This window comes from Streptomyces sp. NPDC037401, from assembly GCF_055602345.1.
This window is the reverse complement of the sequence record NZ_JBVJWO010000049.1, coordinates 16,324-33,341: the sequence shown is the minus strand read 5'-3', so window position 1 is coordinate 33,341 and position 17,018 is coordinate 16,324. Positions and strand designations below refer to the sequence as shown.

The 17,018-nt window shown below is 72.9% G+C and carries 16 protein-coding genes and 1 tRNA gene; 7 read left to right on the top strand and 10 right to left on the bottom strand.

Annotated elements, in window-relative coordinates; all coding sequences use genetic code 11:
- The first annotated feature begins 38 nt into the window (after positions 1-38).
- Positions 39-242 (top strand): cold-shock protein, encoded by a 204-nt coding sequence (locus ACZ7H1_RS34325; protein ID WP_031142743.1) that lies wholly within the window; start codon positions 39-41, stop codon positions 240-242.
- A gap of 119 nt (positions 243-361) precedes the next feature.
- Here ACZ7H1_RS34325 and ACZ7H1_RS34320 read toward each other — a convergent pair whose 3' ends face one another.
- Positions 362-1,108, bottom strand: a complete 747-nt coding sequence (locus ACZ7H1_RS34320) for a helix-turn-helix domain-containing protein (RefSeq protein ID WP_470792099.1) — start codon at positions 1,106-1,108, stop codon at positions 362-364.
- 7 nt (positions 1,109-1,115) lie between these two features.
- On the opposite strand from ACZ7H1_RS34320, the gene ACZ7H1_RS34315 reads away from it, so the two are divergent.
- Positions 1,116-1,295 (top strand): hypothetical protein, encoded by a 180-nt coding sequence (locus tag ACZ7H1_RS34315; RefSeq protein ID WP_470792071.1) that lies wholly within the window; start codon positions 1,116-1,118, stop codon positions 1,293-1,295.
- Positions 1,296-1,324: 29 nt separating this feature from the next.
- On the opposite strand, the gene ACZ7H1_RS34310 is transcribed toward ACZ7H1_RS34315, so the two are convergent.
- From ACZ7H1_RS34310 to ACZ7H1_RS34300, 3 genes are all read right to left on the bottom strand, one after another.
- On the bottom strand, positions 1,325-2,287 hold the full coding sequence (locus tag ACZ7H1_RS34310; protein ID WP_470792069.1) for a helix-turn-helix domain-containing protein: 963 nt from the start codon (positions 2,285-2,287) through the stop codon (positions 1,325-1,327).
- A gap of 222 nt (positions 2,288-2,509) precedes the next feature.
- Entirely contained in the window at positions 2,510-2,644 is a 135-nt protein-coding gene (locus ACZ7H1_RS34305) for a hypothetical protein (RefSeq protein ID WP_470792067.1), read from the bottom strand.
- Positions 2,645-2,891: 247 nt separating this feature from the next.
- Positions 2,892-3,932 carry an aldo/keto reductase gene (locus tag ACZ7H1_RS34300; RefSeq protein WP_470792097.1) on the bottom strand — a complete coding sequence of 347 codons (1,041 nt, stop codon included), beginning with the start codon at positions 3,930-3,932 and terminating at the stop codon, positions 2,892-2,894.
- Positions 3,933-4,040: 108 nt separating this feature from the next.
- On the opposite strand from ACZ7H1_RS34300, the gene ACZ7H1_RS34295 reads away from it, so the two are divergent.
- On the top strand, positions 4,041-4,658 hold the full coding sequence (locus ACZ7H1_RS34295; protein WP_470792066.1) for a TetR/AcrR family transcriptional regulator: 618 nt from the start codon (positions 4,041-4,043) through the stop codon (positions 4,656-4,658).
- Here ACZ7H1_RS34295 and ACZ7H1_RS34290 read toward each other — a convergent pair.
- The 4 genes from ACZ7H1_RS34290 to ACZ7H1_RS34275 all read right to left on the bottom strand — a co-directional run bounded on the left by ACZ7H1_RS34290 (position 4,556) and on the right by ACZ7H1_RS34275 (position 8,500).
- Entirely contained in the window at positions 4,556-5,857 is a 1,302-nt protein-coding gene (locus tag ACZ7H1_RS34290; protein ID WP_470792065.1) for an MFS transporter, read from the bottom strand. The two genes, ACZ7H1_RS34295 and ACZ7H1_RS34290, sit on opposite strands and share 103 nt — an antisense overlap.
- Before the next feature lie 142 nt (positions 5,858-5,999).
- Positions 6,000-6,620 carry a TetR/AcrR family transcriptional regulator gene (locus tag ACZ7H1_RS34285; RefSeq protein ID WP_470792064.1) on the bottom strand — a complete coding sequence of 207 codons (621 nt, stop codon included), beginning with the start codon at positions 6,618-6,620 and terminating at the stop codon, positions 6,000-6,002.
- Positions 6,621-6,856: 236 nt separating this feature from the next.
- A complete protein-coding gene (locus tag ACZ7H1_RS34280) occupies positions 6,857-7,060 on the bottom strand; it encodes a cold-shock protein (RefSeq protein WP_030384970.1) in 204 nt (67 codons plus the stop codon).
- 234 nt (positions 7,061-7,294) lie between these two features.
- Positions 7,295-8,500 (bottom strand): acyltransferase family protein, encoded by a 1,206-nt coding sequence (locus tag ACZ7H1_RS34275; protein WP_470792062.1) that lies wholly within the window; start codon positions 8,498-8,500, stop codon positions 7,295-7,297.
- 690 nt (positions 8,501-9,190) lie between these two features.
- Between ACZ7H1_RS34275 and cpt the strand changes: the two genes are divergently transcribed.
- Positions 9,191-9,724: a chloramphenicol phosphotransferase CPT gene (gene cpt, locus ACZ7H1_RS34270; protein ID WP_470792060.1), complete on the top strand. Its 534-nt coding sequence runs from the start codon at positions 9,191-9,193 to the stop codon at positions 9,722-9,724.
- 102 nt (positions 9,725-9,826) lie between these two features.
- On the opposite strand, the gene ACZ7H1_RS34265 is transcribed toward cpt, so the two are convergent.
- The gene (locus tag ACZ7H1_RS34265) at positions 9,827-10,753 is read right to left on the bottom strand and encodes an ADP-ribosylglycohydrolase family protein (RefSeq protein ID WP_470792059.1); all 927 of its coding nucleotides are present in this window, start codon (positions 10,751-10,753) and stop codon (positions 9,827-9,829) included.
- A gap of 174 nt (positions 10,754-10,927) precedes the next feature.
- Here ACZ7H1_RS34265 and ACZ7H1_RS34260 point away from each other — a divergent pair.
- From ACZ7H1_RS34260 to ACZ7H1_RS34250, 3 genes are all read left to right on the top strand, one after another.
- Positions 10,928-11,002: transfer RNA gene (locus ACZ7H1_RS34260), tRNA-Ala, on the top strand.
- A gap of 254 nt (positions 11,003-11,256) precedes the next feature.
- Entirely contained in the window at positions 11,257-14,673 is a 3,417-nt protein-coding gene (locus ACZ7H1_RS34255; protein WP_470792057.1) for an AAA domain-containing protein, read from the top strand.
- A 189-nt stretch (positions 14,674-14,862) separates the two neighbouring features.
- On the top strand, positions 14,863-16,011 hold the full coding sequence (locus ACZ7H1_RS34250) for a right-handed parallel beta-helix repeat-containing protein (protein WP_470792056.1): 1,149 nt from the start codon (positions 14,863-14,865) through the stop codon (positions 16,009-16,011).
- 51 nt (positions 16,012-16,062) lie between these two features.
- Here ACZ7H1_RS34250 and ACZ7H1_RS34245 read toward each other — a convergent pair whose 3' ends face one another.
- Positions 16,063-17,013, bottom strand: coding sequence for a class I SAM-dependent methyltransferase (locus ACZ7H1_RS34245; protein WP_470792054.1), 951 nt, complete (start codon positions 17,011-17,013; stop codon positions 16,063-16,065).
- Between the last annotated feature and the right edge of the window lie 5 nt (positions 17,014-17,018).

Sequence of the window (17,018 nt, the reverse complement as noted above, 5' to 3'; positions counted from 1 at the left end):
CGCATCCGGAAGGCGTTCATCGACTGGAAGGCATGATCATGGCTACGGGAACCGTGAAGTGGTTCAACGCCGAAAAGGGCTTCGGCTTCATCGCGCAGGACGGTGGCGGTCCGGACGTCTTCGCGCACTACTCCGCGATCAATGCGTCGGGCTTCCGCGAGCTCCAGGAGGGCCAGGTCGTGACCTTCGACGTCACCCAGGGCCAGAAGGGCCCGCAGGCGGAGAACATCACCCCCGCCTGACCTGAGCACCGGCTGAAGGGGACCCGCGCGCCCGCCGCGCGGGTCCCCGCCCCGTGCCCGCACGTCCCGACGAGCCCGGCCCCGTACGCCACGAGGCGCCGCACGGCCGTCCGGCGGCGTCAGACGGCGCGGAGAGCGCCCGGCCGGCGGCCGGTGAGGCGGTCCAGGGCCGCGGCGGTGGCCGGGTCCGCGGGCAGGTGGACGACGAGCTGCTGTGCATCGTCGGCGGGGAGGTCGAGGGTTTCGTACGCGAGGCGCAGTTCGCCCGCTTCAGGGTGCGCGAACCGCCCGGTGCCGTGGGCGCGCGGAAGGCCGGGCAGGGCAGCCAGACGCGCGGTGAACTCCTGTCCCGCGGAGATGCTCAACTCGTCGAAGAGGGCTGCGATGTGACGGTCCGACCGTCCCGGGCCCTCCTTGAGGCGGGCCACCTGCTCGTCCGCGATGCGCTCCCAGTCGGGGTAGGCCGTCCGGGCCCGCGAGTCGGTGAAGACGTACCGGGGCAGGCTGGGACGGCCGCCGTCCAGCAGTCCGCTGCCCTCCATCAGCAGGCCGTACGCGGACGTGTACGCGATGACGTCGCCGAGCCGGTTGAGCACCACGGCCGCGGCGGGGTCGAGGCGGTCCAACAGGGCCTGGACGGTGGCCCGTACGGTACGGACGGGGGGCTCGCCGGCGGTGCACGCGAAGCCTCCGTCGGCCGCCTTGGTGAGGCGGTGGAGGTGCACGCGCTGGCTCGTGGTCAGGCGCAGCGCATCGGCGAGCGCGGACAGTACCGGGACCGACGGGTGGCGGTCGCGCCCCTGCTCCAACCGGGTCACGTACTCGACGCTCACCCCGGCCAGGGTCGCCAGTTCGGAGCGCCGCAGGCCGGGGGTGCGCCGCCGGGATCCGGCGGCCAGGTTCCCGCGCTTCTACGAGCTGTTCGGGCCGGACGGCCGGCTGCTGGAGCCGGCCGGGCCGAACGGCGCCGCGAAGCAGATGCTCGACCGGCTGCTGTGGTGGGGGTCGGTCCTGCACGACGCCCGCCGCGACCGCCCGTACACGGCGGCGTAGGTGCGGCGCCGACTGGCGGGCTGACGGGGTCAGTTCGCCGTCGCGGCGGGCGGGCGGTGGTTGCGGAACGTGCGCCGGTAGACGTCCGGCGGCACGCCGAGGGTGCGGTGGAAGTGCCGGCGCAGGGTGGCCGCGGTGCCCATGCCGGTGCGGGTGGCGATGAGCTCGATGCCGTCGTCGGTCGTTTCGAGGAGCTCCTGGGCCCGGTGGATGCGCTGGGTGTGGAGCCAGCGCAGGGGAGTGGTCCCGGTGACCGCGGTGAAGCGGCGGGTGAAGTTCCGCGTGCTCATGTTCACCTGGCGGGCCAGCTCCGGTACGGTCAGCGGCTCGTGCAGCCGTCCGCTCATCCAGTGCAGCAGCTCCGAGAACGCATGACCGGTGTCGGCGGCCGGCGGTACGGCGACGAACTGCGCCTGGCCGCCGGCCCGGCGGGCCGGGACCACCAGCCGGCGGGCCAGTTCGTTCGCGACCGCGGCGCCGTGGTCGGCGGTCACGATGTGCAGGCACAGGTCCATTCCGGCTGCCTTGCCCGCCGACGTAAGGACGTTCCGGTCGTCGATGTAGAGGACGTCCGGGTCGACCCGGACGCGGGGGTAGCGGGCCGCGAGCGCGGCGGTGTGCTCCCAGTGCGTGGTGGCGCGCCGGCCGTCCAGCACCCCCGCGGCGGCCAGTACGAACGCTCCGGTGCACAGCGACACGAGCCGGGCGCCGCGGTCGTGGGCGGCGCGCAGGGCGTCGACGAGGTCGGCAGGCGGGTCGGCCTCGACGTCGTCGCAGGCCGGGACGATGACGGTGGCGGCGTCCGCGAGGACCTCGAAGCCGTGGGCGGTGTCGACCCGGAGCCAGCTGCCCAGCCGGGCGTCCCGGGGGGCGCAGACTCCGAATTCGTACCATCCGTCGGTCAGTTCGCGGTCCACGCCGAACACCTCGCAGGCCGCGGCGGCCTCGAACAGCATGGCCCCGTCGTAGAGCGCCAGCACCACCGATGTCATGCCCGGAAGTCTAAGGGCCGTCCCGCAACCCCCGGCGGGCGCACGACGCTGGCTACGGCACCTCGCTGCGTTGTCGGAACATCCGAATACGCCCACAATGAGGATGCTCCTCCGCCTCGCGATGCGCCGCATCCGACGCCGTGCGCTGATCCGCCAGGGGTTACGGGACAGCCCTCAGGCATCCCGCTGCTCCGCCACGGCACACGGCTCGGGCGACGGGGTTCAGCGGTAGTCGTCGTCGTCCAGGTCGACGATGCGTGCGTGGTCGGCTTCGATGACCGCCGCCGCGTCGAAGTCGATGTCCGACAGGTCGGCCTCGGCGTGAACACCGTCGGGGAACGTGGGGTCTACCGGCATGCTCGCCTCCTGGCGGCGTCAGCAGAGGGATACGGCTGCAGGGGCCACGATGCTGTGCGCGGGGCTGCCGGGCAAGCGCTGCCGACGGCGTGTCGCCCTGGCGGGCGCGGTCGGCCCCGCCCTGCGGGGGCGCTCGGGCGGGGCCGTGGACCTCTCCGCGGGGGAGGGGAGAAGGTCACCGCGCGCTCAGCATTGCACTGCTTTCGGCCAGTCAGCAAGATTCTGGCTGAAAGCCGTTCAGGCAAAATTACCGGCCGACCAGCGGCGGGTTGAGGCGGGCGAAGCCTTCCTGGCGTTCGTAGGGGAAGTGCGGGTACGGCGCCGGGCGGTGGCTCGCGGCGTCGAGCCGGGCCGTCTGCTCGGGGGTCAGGGACCAGCCGACCGCCCCGAGGTTGTCCCGCAGCTGCTGCTCGTTGCGCGCGCCGATGATGACCGAGGCCACGGTCGGGCGCCGGAGCAGCCAGTTGAGCGCGACCTGGGGGATCGTACGGCCGGTCTCCTGCGCCACGTCGTCGAGCGCGTCCACGACGTCGAAGAGGTGCGCGTCCTCCACCGGCGGGCCGTAGTCCGCCGTCCGGTGCAGGCGGCTGCCCGGCGGCAGCGGGTGGCCGCGGCGCAGCTTGCCGGTCAGGCGTCCCCAGCCGAGAGGGCTCCACACCAGCGCGCCGACGCCCTGGTCCTGCCCGAGGGGCATCAGGTCCCACTCGTAGTCGCGCCCGACGAGCGAGTAGTAGACCTGGTGGGCCACGTAACGGGGGTAGCCGTGACGGTCGGCGGCGGCCAGGGACTTCATCAGCTGCCAGCCGGCGAAGTTCGAGACGCCGATGTAGCGGATCTTGCCGTCCCTGACGAGCCGGTCGAGCGCGGAGAGCACCTCCTCGACCGGGGTCGCGGCGTCGAAGGCGTGCAGCTGGAAGAGGTCGATGTAGTCGGTGCCCAGCCGCCGCAGGGCGTCCTCCGTCGCCCTGATCAGGCGGGAGCGGGAGGTGCCGGCGTCGGCGGGCCCGTCCCCCACGGGCAGGCCGGCCTTGGTCGACAGCAGCACCCGGTCGCGCCGTCCCCTGACCGCCTCTCCGAGGACGGTCTCCGACGCCCCCGCGGAGTACACGTCGGCGGTGTCGAAGAGGGTGATGCCCGCATCCAGGCTGATGTCGACCAGCCTGCGCGCCTGCCGGGCGTCCGTGTCGCCCCAGGCGCCGAAGAGCGGGCCCTGCCCGCCGAAGGTCCCTGCGCCGAAGCTCAGTGCGGGCACCTTGAGTCCGGATGCGCCGAGCTGCCTGTACTCCATGTCCGTGTCCATGACGGAACCCTTCGCTGGGTGTTAATGGAACCAGTGACCCTTTAAGCTGCCCTCAAGGTAGCAGGCCGAGACTTTTAATGGAACTGGAGTCCCGTTATGGATGCTGTGCAGCCGGATCCCGAGCCGGGGACCGTACGGCCGGGAGGCCGGACGGCGCGGGTGCGGGAAGCGGTCCTGGCGGTGGCGGGCGACATGCTGGCCGAAGCGGGATTCGACCGGCTCGACCTGGCCGAGGTCGCCCGGCGGGCCGACGTCGGCAAGACGACGGTCTACCGCCGCTGGGGCAGCGCGGCCGGCCTGGTCGCCGACCTGCTCGCGGACATGGCCGAGCAGTCCGTCCCCCGCGCCGAGACGGGCTCCCTCGACGGAGACCTCCGCGCCAACGCCGAGCTGGTCCAGCGCGTCCTCGCCGACCCCCGCCAGGGCCCGCTCTTCACGGCCCTGATCGCCGCGGCCACCACCGACGCCAAGGCGGCGGAGTCCCTCAACCGCTTCTACGAGATCCGCGTGGCCGAATGGGCGCCCTGCGTCCGGCAGGCCGTGGACCGCGGGGAACTGCCCGCGGGGACCGATGCGGAGGAAGTGGTCCGCGCCGTCTCCGCCCCCCTCTACTACCGCCTCCTGACGACGGGTGAGGCGCCGGGCGCCTCGGACGCCGCCCGAGCGGCCCGTGCCGCCTCCGCGGCGGCGCGTGCCGGAGCCTTCGCCGGGTAATCCCCGCGTGCGAACGGCTTGCGAGAAGACCGCGCAGCCGGGCCGTCCCCCGGGGAGCGGCGCCGGCGCCCGGCCAGCTCGGGCAGGAGCGAGACGAGGCCCAGCACGGCCAGCACGGCTCCGAGCCAGAGAGGGGCGCGCAGGCCGACGCGCTCGAGGAGCACCCCGCCCACGGAGGATCCGATGATGATGCCGAGGGTGATGAAGGAGGAGTGCACGGTGTTGACCAGCGGTCCGGCGTTTCCGGCGCGCTGGACGCGCAAGGTCATCGCGGGGTTCAGTGTCACGCCGACCAGGCCGATGCCCATCATGAGGGCCGCGGCCGCACCGCTCACGTCGGCCAGCAGGGCGAATCCCGTCAGGAACAGGGCGTTGAGCCCGAGTCCGACGGCCTGCACGCCGACGGTCCGCCGGTCCGCGATCCGGCCCACGATGGTGTTGCCGACGAGTGCGGCGGCTCCGTACGCGATGAGGAGGACCGGGACGGTGTCCTCGGCGAAGCCGCTGACCTGCGTGAGGATCGGATTGAAGTAGCTGAAGGCGGCGAAGGTCGCGCCGATGACGAAGGTGCTGGTGGACAGGACCAGCCACAGGCGGGGGTTCCGGAAGACCCGGACCTCGTCGCGGAACGTCCCCGCGGTGCTGCCCGGCCCGTCGAGGCGCGGCACCCCGAACACCGTGGCCGCGGCGGCGATCAGGGTCAGCACGGTGATCGCCCAGAAGGCGGCCCGCCAGCCCAGCCTCCCGCCGATGAGCGTGGCCATCGGCAGGCCGAGCAGGGTGCCGAGCATGAGGCCGTTCATCGCCACGGCGATGGTCCGGCCGCGGGACTCCTCGCGGCTGAGCGCGGAGCACACCGAGATGGCGACGCCGAAGAACGCCTGGCAGGCCACGCCAGTGACGATGCGGGCGGCCAGCATGGCGGCGTAGCCCGTCGCGGTCGCCGCGAGGACGTTGCCGGCGAGGAAGGCCGCGAACAGGATCAGCAGCGCGGTCTTGGGGCGCAGCCGCATCAGGGCGACGGTCAGGAACGGGCCGCCGACTGCCATGGCGAGCGCGAAGACGGTGATGAGGTACCCGATCTGCGAGAGGGTCACATCGAGGCCGTCCGCCATCTGCGGCATCAGGCCGGCGACGACGAACTCGCTGGTCACCATGGCGAAGATGCCGAGGGCGAGTACGTATACGGCGCGGGGCACGGGCAGGTCACATCCTTTATTTTGGATCGTGCAGTACAAAACCGGGGCGTGCGCAAGGGCGGTCCAGGGCAGCCTGGGACGGTCCTGCGGCCGGTGGATCGTTCAGTGGCGCAGTGGCGCAGTGGCGCAGTGGCGCAGCGGGTCAGCGGGTCAGTGGGTCAGCGGGTCGGCGGGTCAGGGCGTCCAGCGAGGTCGCGGCGACCGCCTCGAGGGTGGCGCGGTCGGCGCCGTTCTGGGCGGAGATGCGCAGGCCGGCGATGGCGGCGCTGAGGAAGGAGGCGTACGCGGCGGCGTCCCGTGCGCGGGAGATCTCGCCCGCGTGCTGGCCGGCGGCGATGACGTCGCCCATCGCGGCGAGCCGTCGCGCCAGGTCGCGCTGGAGCAGCGCGGCGACCTCGGGGTCGCGTCCCGCCAGTGCGGCGACGCTGTTGACCCCGAGGCAACCGATGCCCAGCCCGTTCAGGCGGTTGGCCTCCTCGACCTCGATGGCAAGGGCGAACAGGCTCCGCAGCCGGTCGGCCGGCGGCCGGGCCGCGTCGTCGAGGATCTCGGCCTGGCTGTCCGCGGTCGAGTCGAGGTAGTGCGCCAGCGCCCGCACGAACAGGGCGTGCTTGCTGGTGAAGGTGTTGTAGATGCTGCTGCGGCCCAGTCCGGTCGCCTCGCAGAGATCCTGGGTCGAGGCGGCTTCGTACCCCTTCTCCCAGAACAGGCGCATGGCCCCTTCGAGGGCGCGCTCCTCGTCGAACATCCGCGGTCGTGCCATGGCGGCACGGTACCACGTATTGGACCGACCGATCCAAAACGGCGTTCGCGCCTCGGGATGCCGCGGGAGTGCCGCGTGCGCCGCTGTCGAGGGGTGCCGTGAAACGGGTCAGGGCCGTGCAGCGGGTGCTGCACGGCCCTGGTCGCCCGTACCGGCGCGTCCGTGACGTGGCGCTGCGCGAAACGTTTCTGCGCGGGCTGTGCCGTCGTCGGGACGCGGTGGACCGAGCGGGAGGATCAGGCGGGGGTGATGTTCTCCGCCTGCGGGCCCTTCTGGCCCTGCGTGATGTCGAACGTCACGGCCTGGCCCTCCTGGAGCTCGCGGTAGCCGCTCGCGTTGATCGCGGAGTAGTGCGCGAAGACGTCAGGGCCGCCACCGTCCTGGGCGATGAAGCCGAAGCCCTTCTCCGAGTTGAACCACTTCACAGTTCCCGTAGCCATGTCTCATGCCTTCCAGTCGAGTTGCGTCTTCCGCGGGGTGCGGGAGACGGAGGTGATCGCCCTGGTCCAACGGCACAGCACAGCAGAACTGCCCGCACCAAGGAGATGCGGGCAGAAGGCACTTCGAACCACGACAGCTGACACAGACCGTACACGCCCGAACACGCAGTCACCAGGGAAAACAGCCATTCCCTGAAAGGTTGTTCATCAACTCGCCACCGCGCGGCGGGCCGGTCAGACGCGGGCGGGCGGGTGCTCGTGCTCGACTGCGGGCTCGCGCCGGGGCGCCGGCAGGACGGCCGGGGGCGCGGCCCCGGATGCGGGCGGCGGGCTCGTGGGCGGCGCCGGGGTGTGCAGGCGGATGTCCTGGATGCCGCGGCGCAGTCCCGAGCGGAGCCTCTTCGACAGGGGGCGTTCCACGTACCGGTGGATCAGCCAGGAGGCGGCCAGCATGCCGACCGTGACGGAGGAGACCAGCACGGTGGCGGGGACCCGGTCGCGGAAGTGGTGGATGAGGGTGATGCCCAGCGTCATGTGGATCAGGTACAGCGGGTACGTGATCGCTCCCGCGGTGCTCAGCCACCGCCACTGGATGCGGTCGAGCCGGCCGAGGGCGACTGCGGCGATGGCGAGGAAGCCGACGGCGATGACGGCGCGGGCCGGCCAGGTCGGCAGCTGCTCCGCGAGGTTCCGTCCGAGATTCGTCTGCATGCGCCCGCGGACGTAGTGCTGGGCGAGCAGGAACTGCACCCCGACGATGCCCCACAGCAGCATGCTGGGCCGGTATCGGCGCATCAGATAGAACGCAATGCCCGAAATGAAGTACGGCGCGTACTGCGGCATCGCGAAGAAATGCAGGAGCCGGAAGTCGGTCGTCGGAGCGGCCACGGCCGCCAGTGTCCAGATTCCGCAGAACAGGATGCAATTGCGGTACGTGACACCGCGGAGGACGACCAGCGTGAAGAGTGCGTAGAACTTGAGCTCGACGAACAGCGTCCAGTACGCATGATCGACATGTCCGACGCCCAGCCCGCCCTGGAGCATGGTCAGATTGACCGCGGCGTCGTTCCAGTACTTGATGTGCCGGAGTGCCTGCACTTCGGGAAGGAGCCAGAGGGTGAAGGCGGCCAGGGCCACCCCCGCCCAGTACGCGGGGAAGAGCCGGGATATCCGGGAGACGGCGAAGTCGCCGACCGTGCGGCCCCAGACGCTCATGCAGATGACGAATCCGCTGACGATGAAGAAGATCTCGACACCCAGCCACCCGTACAGGGCGAAGGGCCGGAGGGCCGGAAAGATGTCGGCGGTGCTCTTTGCTCCCCACGCGGCGCCCAGGCCGATGTAGTGGTAGAAGAGCACGGCGAGCGCCGCGGCTATCCGGATTCCGTCGAGTGCGAACAGGCGCACCGACGTCGGCCCGGTCGGTTTCTTATCGGTCATGTGGCAGCTGTCCCCCTGGCTGCGAAGTCTGGATGCGCGGCACCTTTCCCGACCGCCGGCGCGCGGCCGGCCCCACCGGTGGCGGGGCTGTGTCGGCGATGGTCGTGCACGTGCCTGATGTCGAGAGCGTCTCCGGAACGGGCTTCTGCAACTAGTTGCCAAAGACGCAACAGCAAAAATCGCTTCCGCATCCGCTGATGTCAAACTCCGGGCCGGTGACATGGATCACCCCATCCGGAGGGCAACTATTCCGTCGCTTGGCTTCTGCACATGGCTTTTGCTGCAGGTCAGGGCGGTTGCTACGGGGCTCGGCCGAGATCGTTCCGTGCCGGCCGCGCTGTGGACTCCGGCCCTGGCGGGCCGCTCGCAGGGGACGAAAAGGAATGGAAGTGCTGATTCCCGATCGCGAGCGCGCGAGGCCGCTCGGCTGTCGAATGGAGGGTTTTCCAGGGCGAATCGCCGAAAGGTCCGGCTTGCGGCAGGCGCCGGAATGTCCGGATGAGTGCGGCTCGCCGCGAACGTCGCACGCGACGCGGCCGGGAGGGGGCGGCCGCCGTCCTGGTGCGAGTGCCGGGACGGAAGGCGGTGCCGCGATCACCGGCCGGCGAACGTCAGGCTGCCGGGCGCCGTCGCAGCTGAGAACCCCGAGAACCCCGCGCGCGCACGCGGAACCCCTCCTAGGGTGGCGCAATGACGATTCGGATGATCATCCTCAATGGCGGCTCCAGTTCGGGGAAGTCCGCCATCGCCCGGTGTCTGCAGGCGGTCCTGCCGGATCCCTGGCTGACCTTCGGAGTCGACGACCTGATCGATGCGATGCCCGCGGCCATGCGGGCATCCGGTGCGGGGATCGACTTCGCTCCCGACGGTGCGGTCGTCGTCGGACCCGGCTTCCGGACCCTCGAGGCGGCGTGGATCGAGGGAGTGGCGGCGATGGCCCGCGCGGGCGCCGGAGTGATCGTCGACGAAGTCTTCCTCGGCGGCGCGGCATCCCAGCAGCGGTGGCAGAAGGCCCTGGGCGGACTCGACGTGCTGTGGGTCGGCGTCCGGTGCGACGGCGCGGTCGCCGCCGGCCGCGAGGTCGCACGAGGAGATCGGGTCGACGGGATGGCCGCATCGCAGGCGGAGGTGGTCCACGAAGGCGTCGCCTACGACGTCGAGGTGGACACGGCGCGCGCCGAGTCCATGGAGTGCGCGCGGGCCATCGCCGCCCACGTCAGGTGATCACCGGCCGGGGAGATTCGGCCGGACGGGCGGGCGGCGACGTCCGCACCCGCCGGCCCGGCCGTTCACTCCGCGCCGGCCCGCCGCCATGCGCCCCGGCCGCTACTGCGTACGCGCGCCGGCCGGGGCCTCCCAGCCGCTCCGGGCGGGGACGGCCTCGCGCGCGTGCCGCCAGGCGGCAGGGACGCCGCCCGTGCCGACGCGCGCCGCGACGACCCCTCCGGCCATCGCGCAGGTCGTGTCGCGGTCGCCCCACCCTCCGACTGTCTGCCACAGCGCCTCGGTCAGGTCGTCCAGGTGCCCTGCGGCCGACCACAGGGCGAACGGCACCGTGTCGGGAGCGGAGATCAGCTTCCCCGATCCCAGTACGGAAGCCGCGTGGCGCACCGAGGTGCGCCCGGTGAAGCCCGCGGCCACCAGCAGACCCGAGCGGACGTCGCTGTCCGGCACGTACGAGGCGACCTCCCGCAGGAAGGCGCCGCGACCGGGTGCGTCCTGCCCCGCGCCGGCAGCCGCCAGCGCCGCGGCGACGGCGACGGCCACCGCTCCCGCGGCGGCCTCCGGATGGGCGTGGGTGGCGAGCGCGGACAGCTCCGCCTGCTCGGCGGCCGCGTCGAGGTCGTCCCGGAACCACGCCCCCAGCGGCGCGACCCGCATCGCGGCGCCGTTGCCGTAGGAGCCCTGCCCGCCGAACTGTTCCGTGGTGACGGCCCGCCAGTCCTCGCCCTCGCCGATGCGCCGGAGCACGCCGTGCATGGACGGGCCGTACTTGCGCCCCGGGTCGCGCGCGTACTCGGCGGCGAACTCCCGCGCCAAGTCCCCTGGGCGGACTTCGCCGTTGGCCACCAGGTGGGCGAACAGGACGAAGGCCATGGCGGAATCGTCCGTCCACGGCCACGGCGCGGGCCGCAGCGCCCGCGCAGCCCACTGCTCCTCGACCGGCTCGCCGGAGAGGGTGAACCACCTGTCGCCGAAGGCGTCGCCCAGGGCGAGCCCGTCCAGGGAGGCGTGTGCGTACGGACGGTCCATGGCGAAGCTCCTCGGCTACTCGGCGACAAGCGGCATCATCGCCGTCGGCAGCGGTGCGCGCGAGCGGATTGCCGAGCGGCAGGTGCCGGACGCGCCCCAGGGCGCGGAGGGGCCGCGGGCCGGTCGAAAACCCGTGGCGGTACGGCCCGCCGGTCTGGATATGATCACACCAAGGCGGGGTCGTAGCACAGAGGTAGTGCGCCTACACAGCATGGAGGAGGACGCCGGTTCGAATCCGGCCGCCCCGCCCCCTCATTCCCACCGGGGCCCGGTTCGGCTGCTTCCCGGATCAGCGCGCAGAGCCGCCTCCTTCCGGGCCGCCGCGGCCCCGCAGTGCCTCGTTCGCTTCACTCTTCGGCGTCAACTGCACTCTGCCGAGCGCGGATTGCCTGCGCCCCTCCGGTCCGCGTGCCCACGTAGGGTGCTCGGTACTGATCACTGGGTACCCATCACCAGTGGCGGGCACGGGCCGAAGACGGGGGACCATGGAGCGGGGGAGTGGCATGGGTGGCGAGCGGGGGCGGAGGGCCGGGATCGTCCGGTACTGGCGGGCGGTCGAGCTGTTCAGCCCGCAGAAGGTCCCGGCCGTCGCGCCGAAGGAGCGCGTGTTCGCCGTGGAGCCGGACCAGCCGCTGCCCTGGCAGGACGGACATCCGCTGCGCACCGTCCCCTTGGAGCCCGGCTACGTGTGGCAGCACGTCGTCTACGGCGGGGCGTACCCGCTCACTGCCGTACGGGACACCCTGCTGCGCGTGTTCGGGGAGAGCGGCGAGGACCACGACGGACGGATGGACGGCGAGAGCGCGCTGTTCGCCCTGACGGTCTCGGACGAGGGGCTGCTGCTGGCGGACTCGCCGGTGTTCTCCTCCTGCGCCTGGGCCACCGGCCGGGCGCTGTCGCCCGGTCCCCGGCGGCGCGGCTGGCTCGACGGCTTCGAGGAGGAGGGCGAGGCCTGGGCCGCCCGCGCCGCAGAACTGGGCGCCACCCCCGACTCCGCCCACTCCTCCTCCGCGGCACCCGGCAGCCCTGACGGCCCCCACACCTCTGAAGCCCTCGATTCCTCCGACCCCCCGGAAGAGCCGAAGGAGCCGGGGGAGCCGGAGGAACGGCACACGAGCGCCGAAGGCCCCGGCGCGCCCGTGATCGACGCGAAGGACCTGCTGGAGCTCGTCGGTGAACTCGCCCGAGCCTGGGGCGTCGCGGACGCCCTCGCCCCGCACGACGTACGCGTCCGCAGCGTCGCCGTCCGGGCGGACCGGGCCGACGAAGCCGATCAGCAGGACTTCCTCAACAGCTTCGTCGCCGCCGACCTCGAACGCATCGCGCGCGAGCTCGCCCGGCACGACCCCGGCCCCGGCCTGGCCGCATTCCTCACCCCCGACGCCGCCCTCGACAAAGCCCGCCGCATCGACCTGCGCGAACACCCGCAAACCGTCCTCGACGGCGTCGCCCCCGGCCGTACGCCCGCCGGCCGCTGGCCGGCCCCCGCGACCCACCCGCTCGCGCTGAGCCAGCAGTTCGCCGTCAACGCCGTCCAGGAGACCCTGGGATCCGACGGCGGGATCTTCGCCGTCAACGGCCCGCCCGGCACCGGCAAGACCACCATGCTGCGCGACTGCTTCGCCGCGGCCGTCGTCGAGCGGGCCCGCCGGCTGTCCGGACTGCGCCTGCCGTCCCAGGCCTTCGCCGACCAGCCTCCGTACACCTGGAAGACCGGGGACTACACCCGCAAGGTGACGGCGCTGCGGCCGGAGTTCACCGGCTTCGAGATGGTCGTCGCCTCCGCCAACAACGGTGCGGTGGAGAACATCTCCACCGAGATCCCGGCCCGTGCGGCCCTCGGCGGGGAGTGGCGGGAGGAGGCGGACTACTACGCCGAGCAGGCGACCCGCCTCCTCAAGGGCGCCCCCGCGTGGGGCGCGGTCGCCGCGCGCCTGGGGAGCAGGCGCAACCGGATCGAGTTCGTCAACCGCTTCTGGCACGGCAAGTACCGGCGGACCGACGCCGGGGCGCCGAGGCCCGCCGTCGTTCCCGCCCAGTCCAGGGACACCGCGACCGGCCGGTTCCCCCGCCAGGGCACGGGTACGGACCGGGGCACCGGCGGGACCTGGGGCACGGGGGCCGACCGGAACCGGGAGACCTGGCTGGAGAGCGGCAGCGGTCTCGCCCACCTGCTGCGCGAATGGCGCGACACCTCGCAGAGCGGCGTGTGGCGCGAAGCGAAACAGCGCTTCCAGACCGCATGGGACGAGGCGGAGCGGCTGCGCGAGGAGCGCGTCGCCGTCGCCGCGGCCTTCGCCGCGCGGGCGGACGCCCACCGGGCGCTGGAGGAGGCACAGGGGGCGGTGGACGGTGCGGCCCGGCGCCTGGAGCGCGTGCAGCACAGCCTGGCCGGCGCCGAGGCCGGCCTGCTCCCCCTCCTGGCGGCGCTGACCGCGGCCGAAGAGGGCCACGAGGCACACCTGGCCCGCCGCCCCGGCTTCACGGTCAGCCTCTTCACCATGGGCCGCGCCGCCCGCGAATGGCACGCGGCCGAGGCGGACCTCGCCGACCGGGTGGCGGCCGCGCGCGCCACGCGCGACCACGCCCAGCAGCAGATCGGCCGGGTCCGGCACGCGGCGGGCGAGGCGCAGGCACAGCTGCGCAAGGCCGGGGACGCGCACGCGGCCGCCCGTACGCACGCCGAGCGGCTGGAGGCCGAAGTGGCGGCGGCCCGTACGCGCTGGGACGGGCACGTGCCGGACGACGCCTGGTCCGGCGACGACACGGTCCGCGAACTGTCCGCGCCGTGGGCGGACGCCGAACTGACCCGTGCGCGCAGCGCGCTCTTCCTCGCCGCCCTCGACCTCCACCAGGCGTTCGTACGCTGCACGGCCCGCACCATGTACCAGAACCTGATGGCCGCCATGGACGCGGTGGCCGGCGCGGTCCCCGGGACCGTGCCCGAGACCCACCTGCGGGCCGCCTGGCAGAGCCTCTTCCTGCTGGTCCCGGTGGTCTCGACGACGTTCGCCTCACTGGACCGGGTCTTCGGCGGCCTCGGCGCGCAGTCGCTGGGCTGGCTGTTCATCGACGAGGCCGGCCAGGCTGCGCCGCAGCTCGCCGTCGGAGGCATCTGGCGGGCCCGGCGCACTGTCGTCGTCGGCGATCCCCTCCAACTGGAGCCGGTGGTGGTGCTGCCGTGGACCGCGCAGCGGGCGCTGCGCGACGACTTCGGCGCGGCGGAGGAGTGGGCGCCCGGCCGCACGTCGGTCCAGCAGCTCGCGGACCGCTCCAACCGGTACGGCACGCTGCTCCCGGCCGAGCTGCCCGACGGCGGCGACGAGGCCTGGGTGGGATCGCCGCTGCGGGTGCACCGGCGGTGCGACGACCCGATGTTCGGCATCAGCAACCGCATCGCCTACGACGGCCTCATGGTGCAGGGCACCGCCGGCCGCGACCCGTACCCGTACCGGCCGGCGAGCAGCTGGGTGAACGTCGTCTCGGCGGACGCGGACGGGCACTGGATCCCGGAGGAGGGACGGGCGCTGCGCCGCGTGCTGGAGCGGCTGCGGGACGAGGGCGGCATCGACCTCGCCCGCGACGTGTACGTCATCAGCCCGTTCCGGGCCGTCGTCGACGGGGCGAAGCGGCACTGCCGCGACCTGATGCCGACCGAGCGCGTGGGTACGGTGCACACCACGCAGGGCAAGGAGGCGGACGTCGTGATCCTGGTCCTGGGCACGGACCCGCGCAGCGCGGGCGCCCGCGCCTGGGCCGCGTCCCGCCCCAACCTGCTGAACGTCGCCGTCAGCCGTGCCAAACGCCGCCTCTTCGTCATCGGCAACCTGGAAGCCTGGCGCGACCAGCGCTTCTTCTCCGACCTCGCGGACGCCCTCCCGGACCACACCTGGCAGATACAGGGCCGCCGCCGCGGGTGATCCCGGGCCCCGCCCCTCCGGCCGGACCTGATGTGATGGGCCGTCAGGGTGAGTCCGCGTTCCGCTCGGACGTCCGGACCTGTCCCGTACGGAACTCCGTGCCGGCGTGGAGCGCGCGGCCGGGACATCCGGTGGGGAGGCCCAGGGAGCCCGGGTGCGGGGCGAAGACCACACGGGAGCGGAATCACCATGGCAACTCCACCCATCGGGACGGCCGTGCGCCTGGGCCTGTGCATCGTCACGGCGGTCGCCTGGCAGCTGATGCCGGTGTCGGCAGTGTCGGCAGAGCCGGCGGTTCCGGCCGCGTCGGCGGCGGCCGGCCCGTCACGCGACCTGGTGGTCCCCCGGGACCGTCCGACGATCCAGGCGGCGGTCGACGCCGCCCGGCCCGGCGCCCGGATCACCGTCCGGCCCGGTGTCTACCGCGAGCAGGTGGTGATCGGCAAGAACGTGTCGATCACCGGCGCCGGCCACGGGAAGACGACGATCAAGGCGCCCCGGACACTGGCCGTCGGCAGTGACGGCGGCACCTCGATCGTCGAGGTCCACAACGGCGCATCCGTCTCCCTCTCCAGGCTCGCCGTCAGCGGCCCGGGCTCCGGCACGTGCGCCGAAGGCGCGCTCGGCTCCGGCATCCGCGTGCTCGGCGGAGCGCACCTCGACCTCGTACACGCCGCCGTCACCCACATCACCGACACGCCCGTCGCGCCCTGCTTCCGCAGTGCGAACGCAGTCTTCGTCGGGGACCTGCCGAGCGGTACGGGATCGGCAACCATCCGCGACACCGGCATCACGGGCTACCAGGGCGCCGGAGTGGTCGTCCTCAACGAGGGGTCGACGGCGACGATCGAGCGCACCACCGTCACCGGGCACCGGCAGCTGTCGACCGACGGGATCGAGTTCGTGGGTGGCGCGGTCGGACGCGTCACCCGGAGCACCATCAGCGACAACGCCTGCCGGGAGCCCGACCCGGGCTGCGGCCCGGACTTCTTCAACGAGGTCCAGCACGCGGGCATCGTCGCCGACACGCCCGGCACCGTCCTGCAGCACAACCGGATCGTCGGCAACCAGGTCGGCATCTACGTCGCCGGCGGCGGGATCGGCATCGGCCACAACGACATCCGCAACAGCTCGTACGTCGGCATGGCACTCCGGGACGGCACCTTCACGGCCCGCAAGGACCGGATCGAAGGCGGGATCCACGGCGTCGCGGTCATCGCGTCGGCGGTCGACACGAACGCCACGCTCCACGGCGTACGGATCAAGGGGACGTCGGGCGCACCGGTGCAGACCTTCGAGTGCTGCGGCTTCACCGCCACGGTGACGGTGAAGCCGTAGCCGCCGCCCACGGCGGGAAGCCCACCGGCTTCCGCCTCGTCTGGCGCCGGGTCATTCCCGGGGGCGGGCCGCGGTGATCACGTAGTAGTCCAGGAGGCCCTGTTCGTAGGCGTGCAGGAAGTTCCGCGGCCAGGTGCCGGGCTCCCACTGCGTCGACAGCCAGCGGTCCCAGCCGGGCCACACGGACGGGCCGATCGACTCGGCCCGCGCCCCGGTGAGCCCGGCGCGGGAGAAGGCGGTGACGAGCTCGCCGGGCGGGCGGGCGATGTCCAGGCCGTCGGCGTACGTGTCGAGCAGGGCGGCGAGCCGGTCCGCGGCCGCGGCCGCGGCACCGGACGAGCCGGCCGCCGGGGTCCGGTCCGGGTCCGGGGCGGGGGCCGGGGCCGGGGCGGGGGCCGGGTCCGGGGTGAAGAAGCTGGCCACCACGACCCGGCCGCCGGGCCTCAGCACGCGGGCCGCCTCCCCGGCGAAGTCGGCCAGGTCGTCGAAGTGCTGGGCGGCTTCCACGCTGTACACGCAGTCGAACTCCGCCTCGCCGAAGGGCATCCGCTCCGCCGCGCCCCGCACCAGCCGCAGCCGGTCCGGGTCGGATTCCAGCAGGCCTGTGTTGGCGAGGCGGGCCCGCTCCAGCTGACGCGGGTGGATGTCCATGCCGGTGATCCGGGCCGGGCCGTACTCCTCCAGCGCGAGCGCGCAGCCGACTCCGAGTCCGCAGCCCACTTCGAGCACTTCGCTGCCGTCGACCGGCCCGGCGCTGTCGAGCACGTGCCGGTACAGGTCCTGCTGGCTGCGGACGCGGTCGGCGACGGTGAGCGGACGGGCCAGGTCGGACGGCTGCCAGTAGCCGAAGTTGATGAACCCGCCGGCGAAGACGGGGACCGAGCTCAGGTCGGCCGGCCCGTAGGTCTCGTGCACCGCGTCCCGCATCCCGTCGGTGCGGGCACCCGGGTCGTCGCGGTCGTGGGCCTCGGTTGCGGGCCCCTGGTGTGCCGCATCGGTCATGAGCA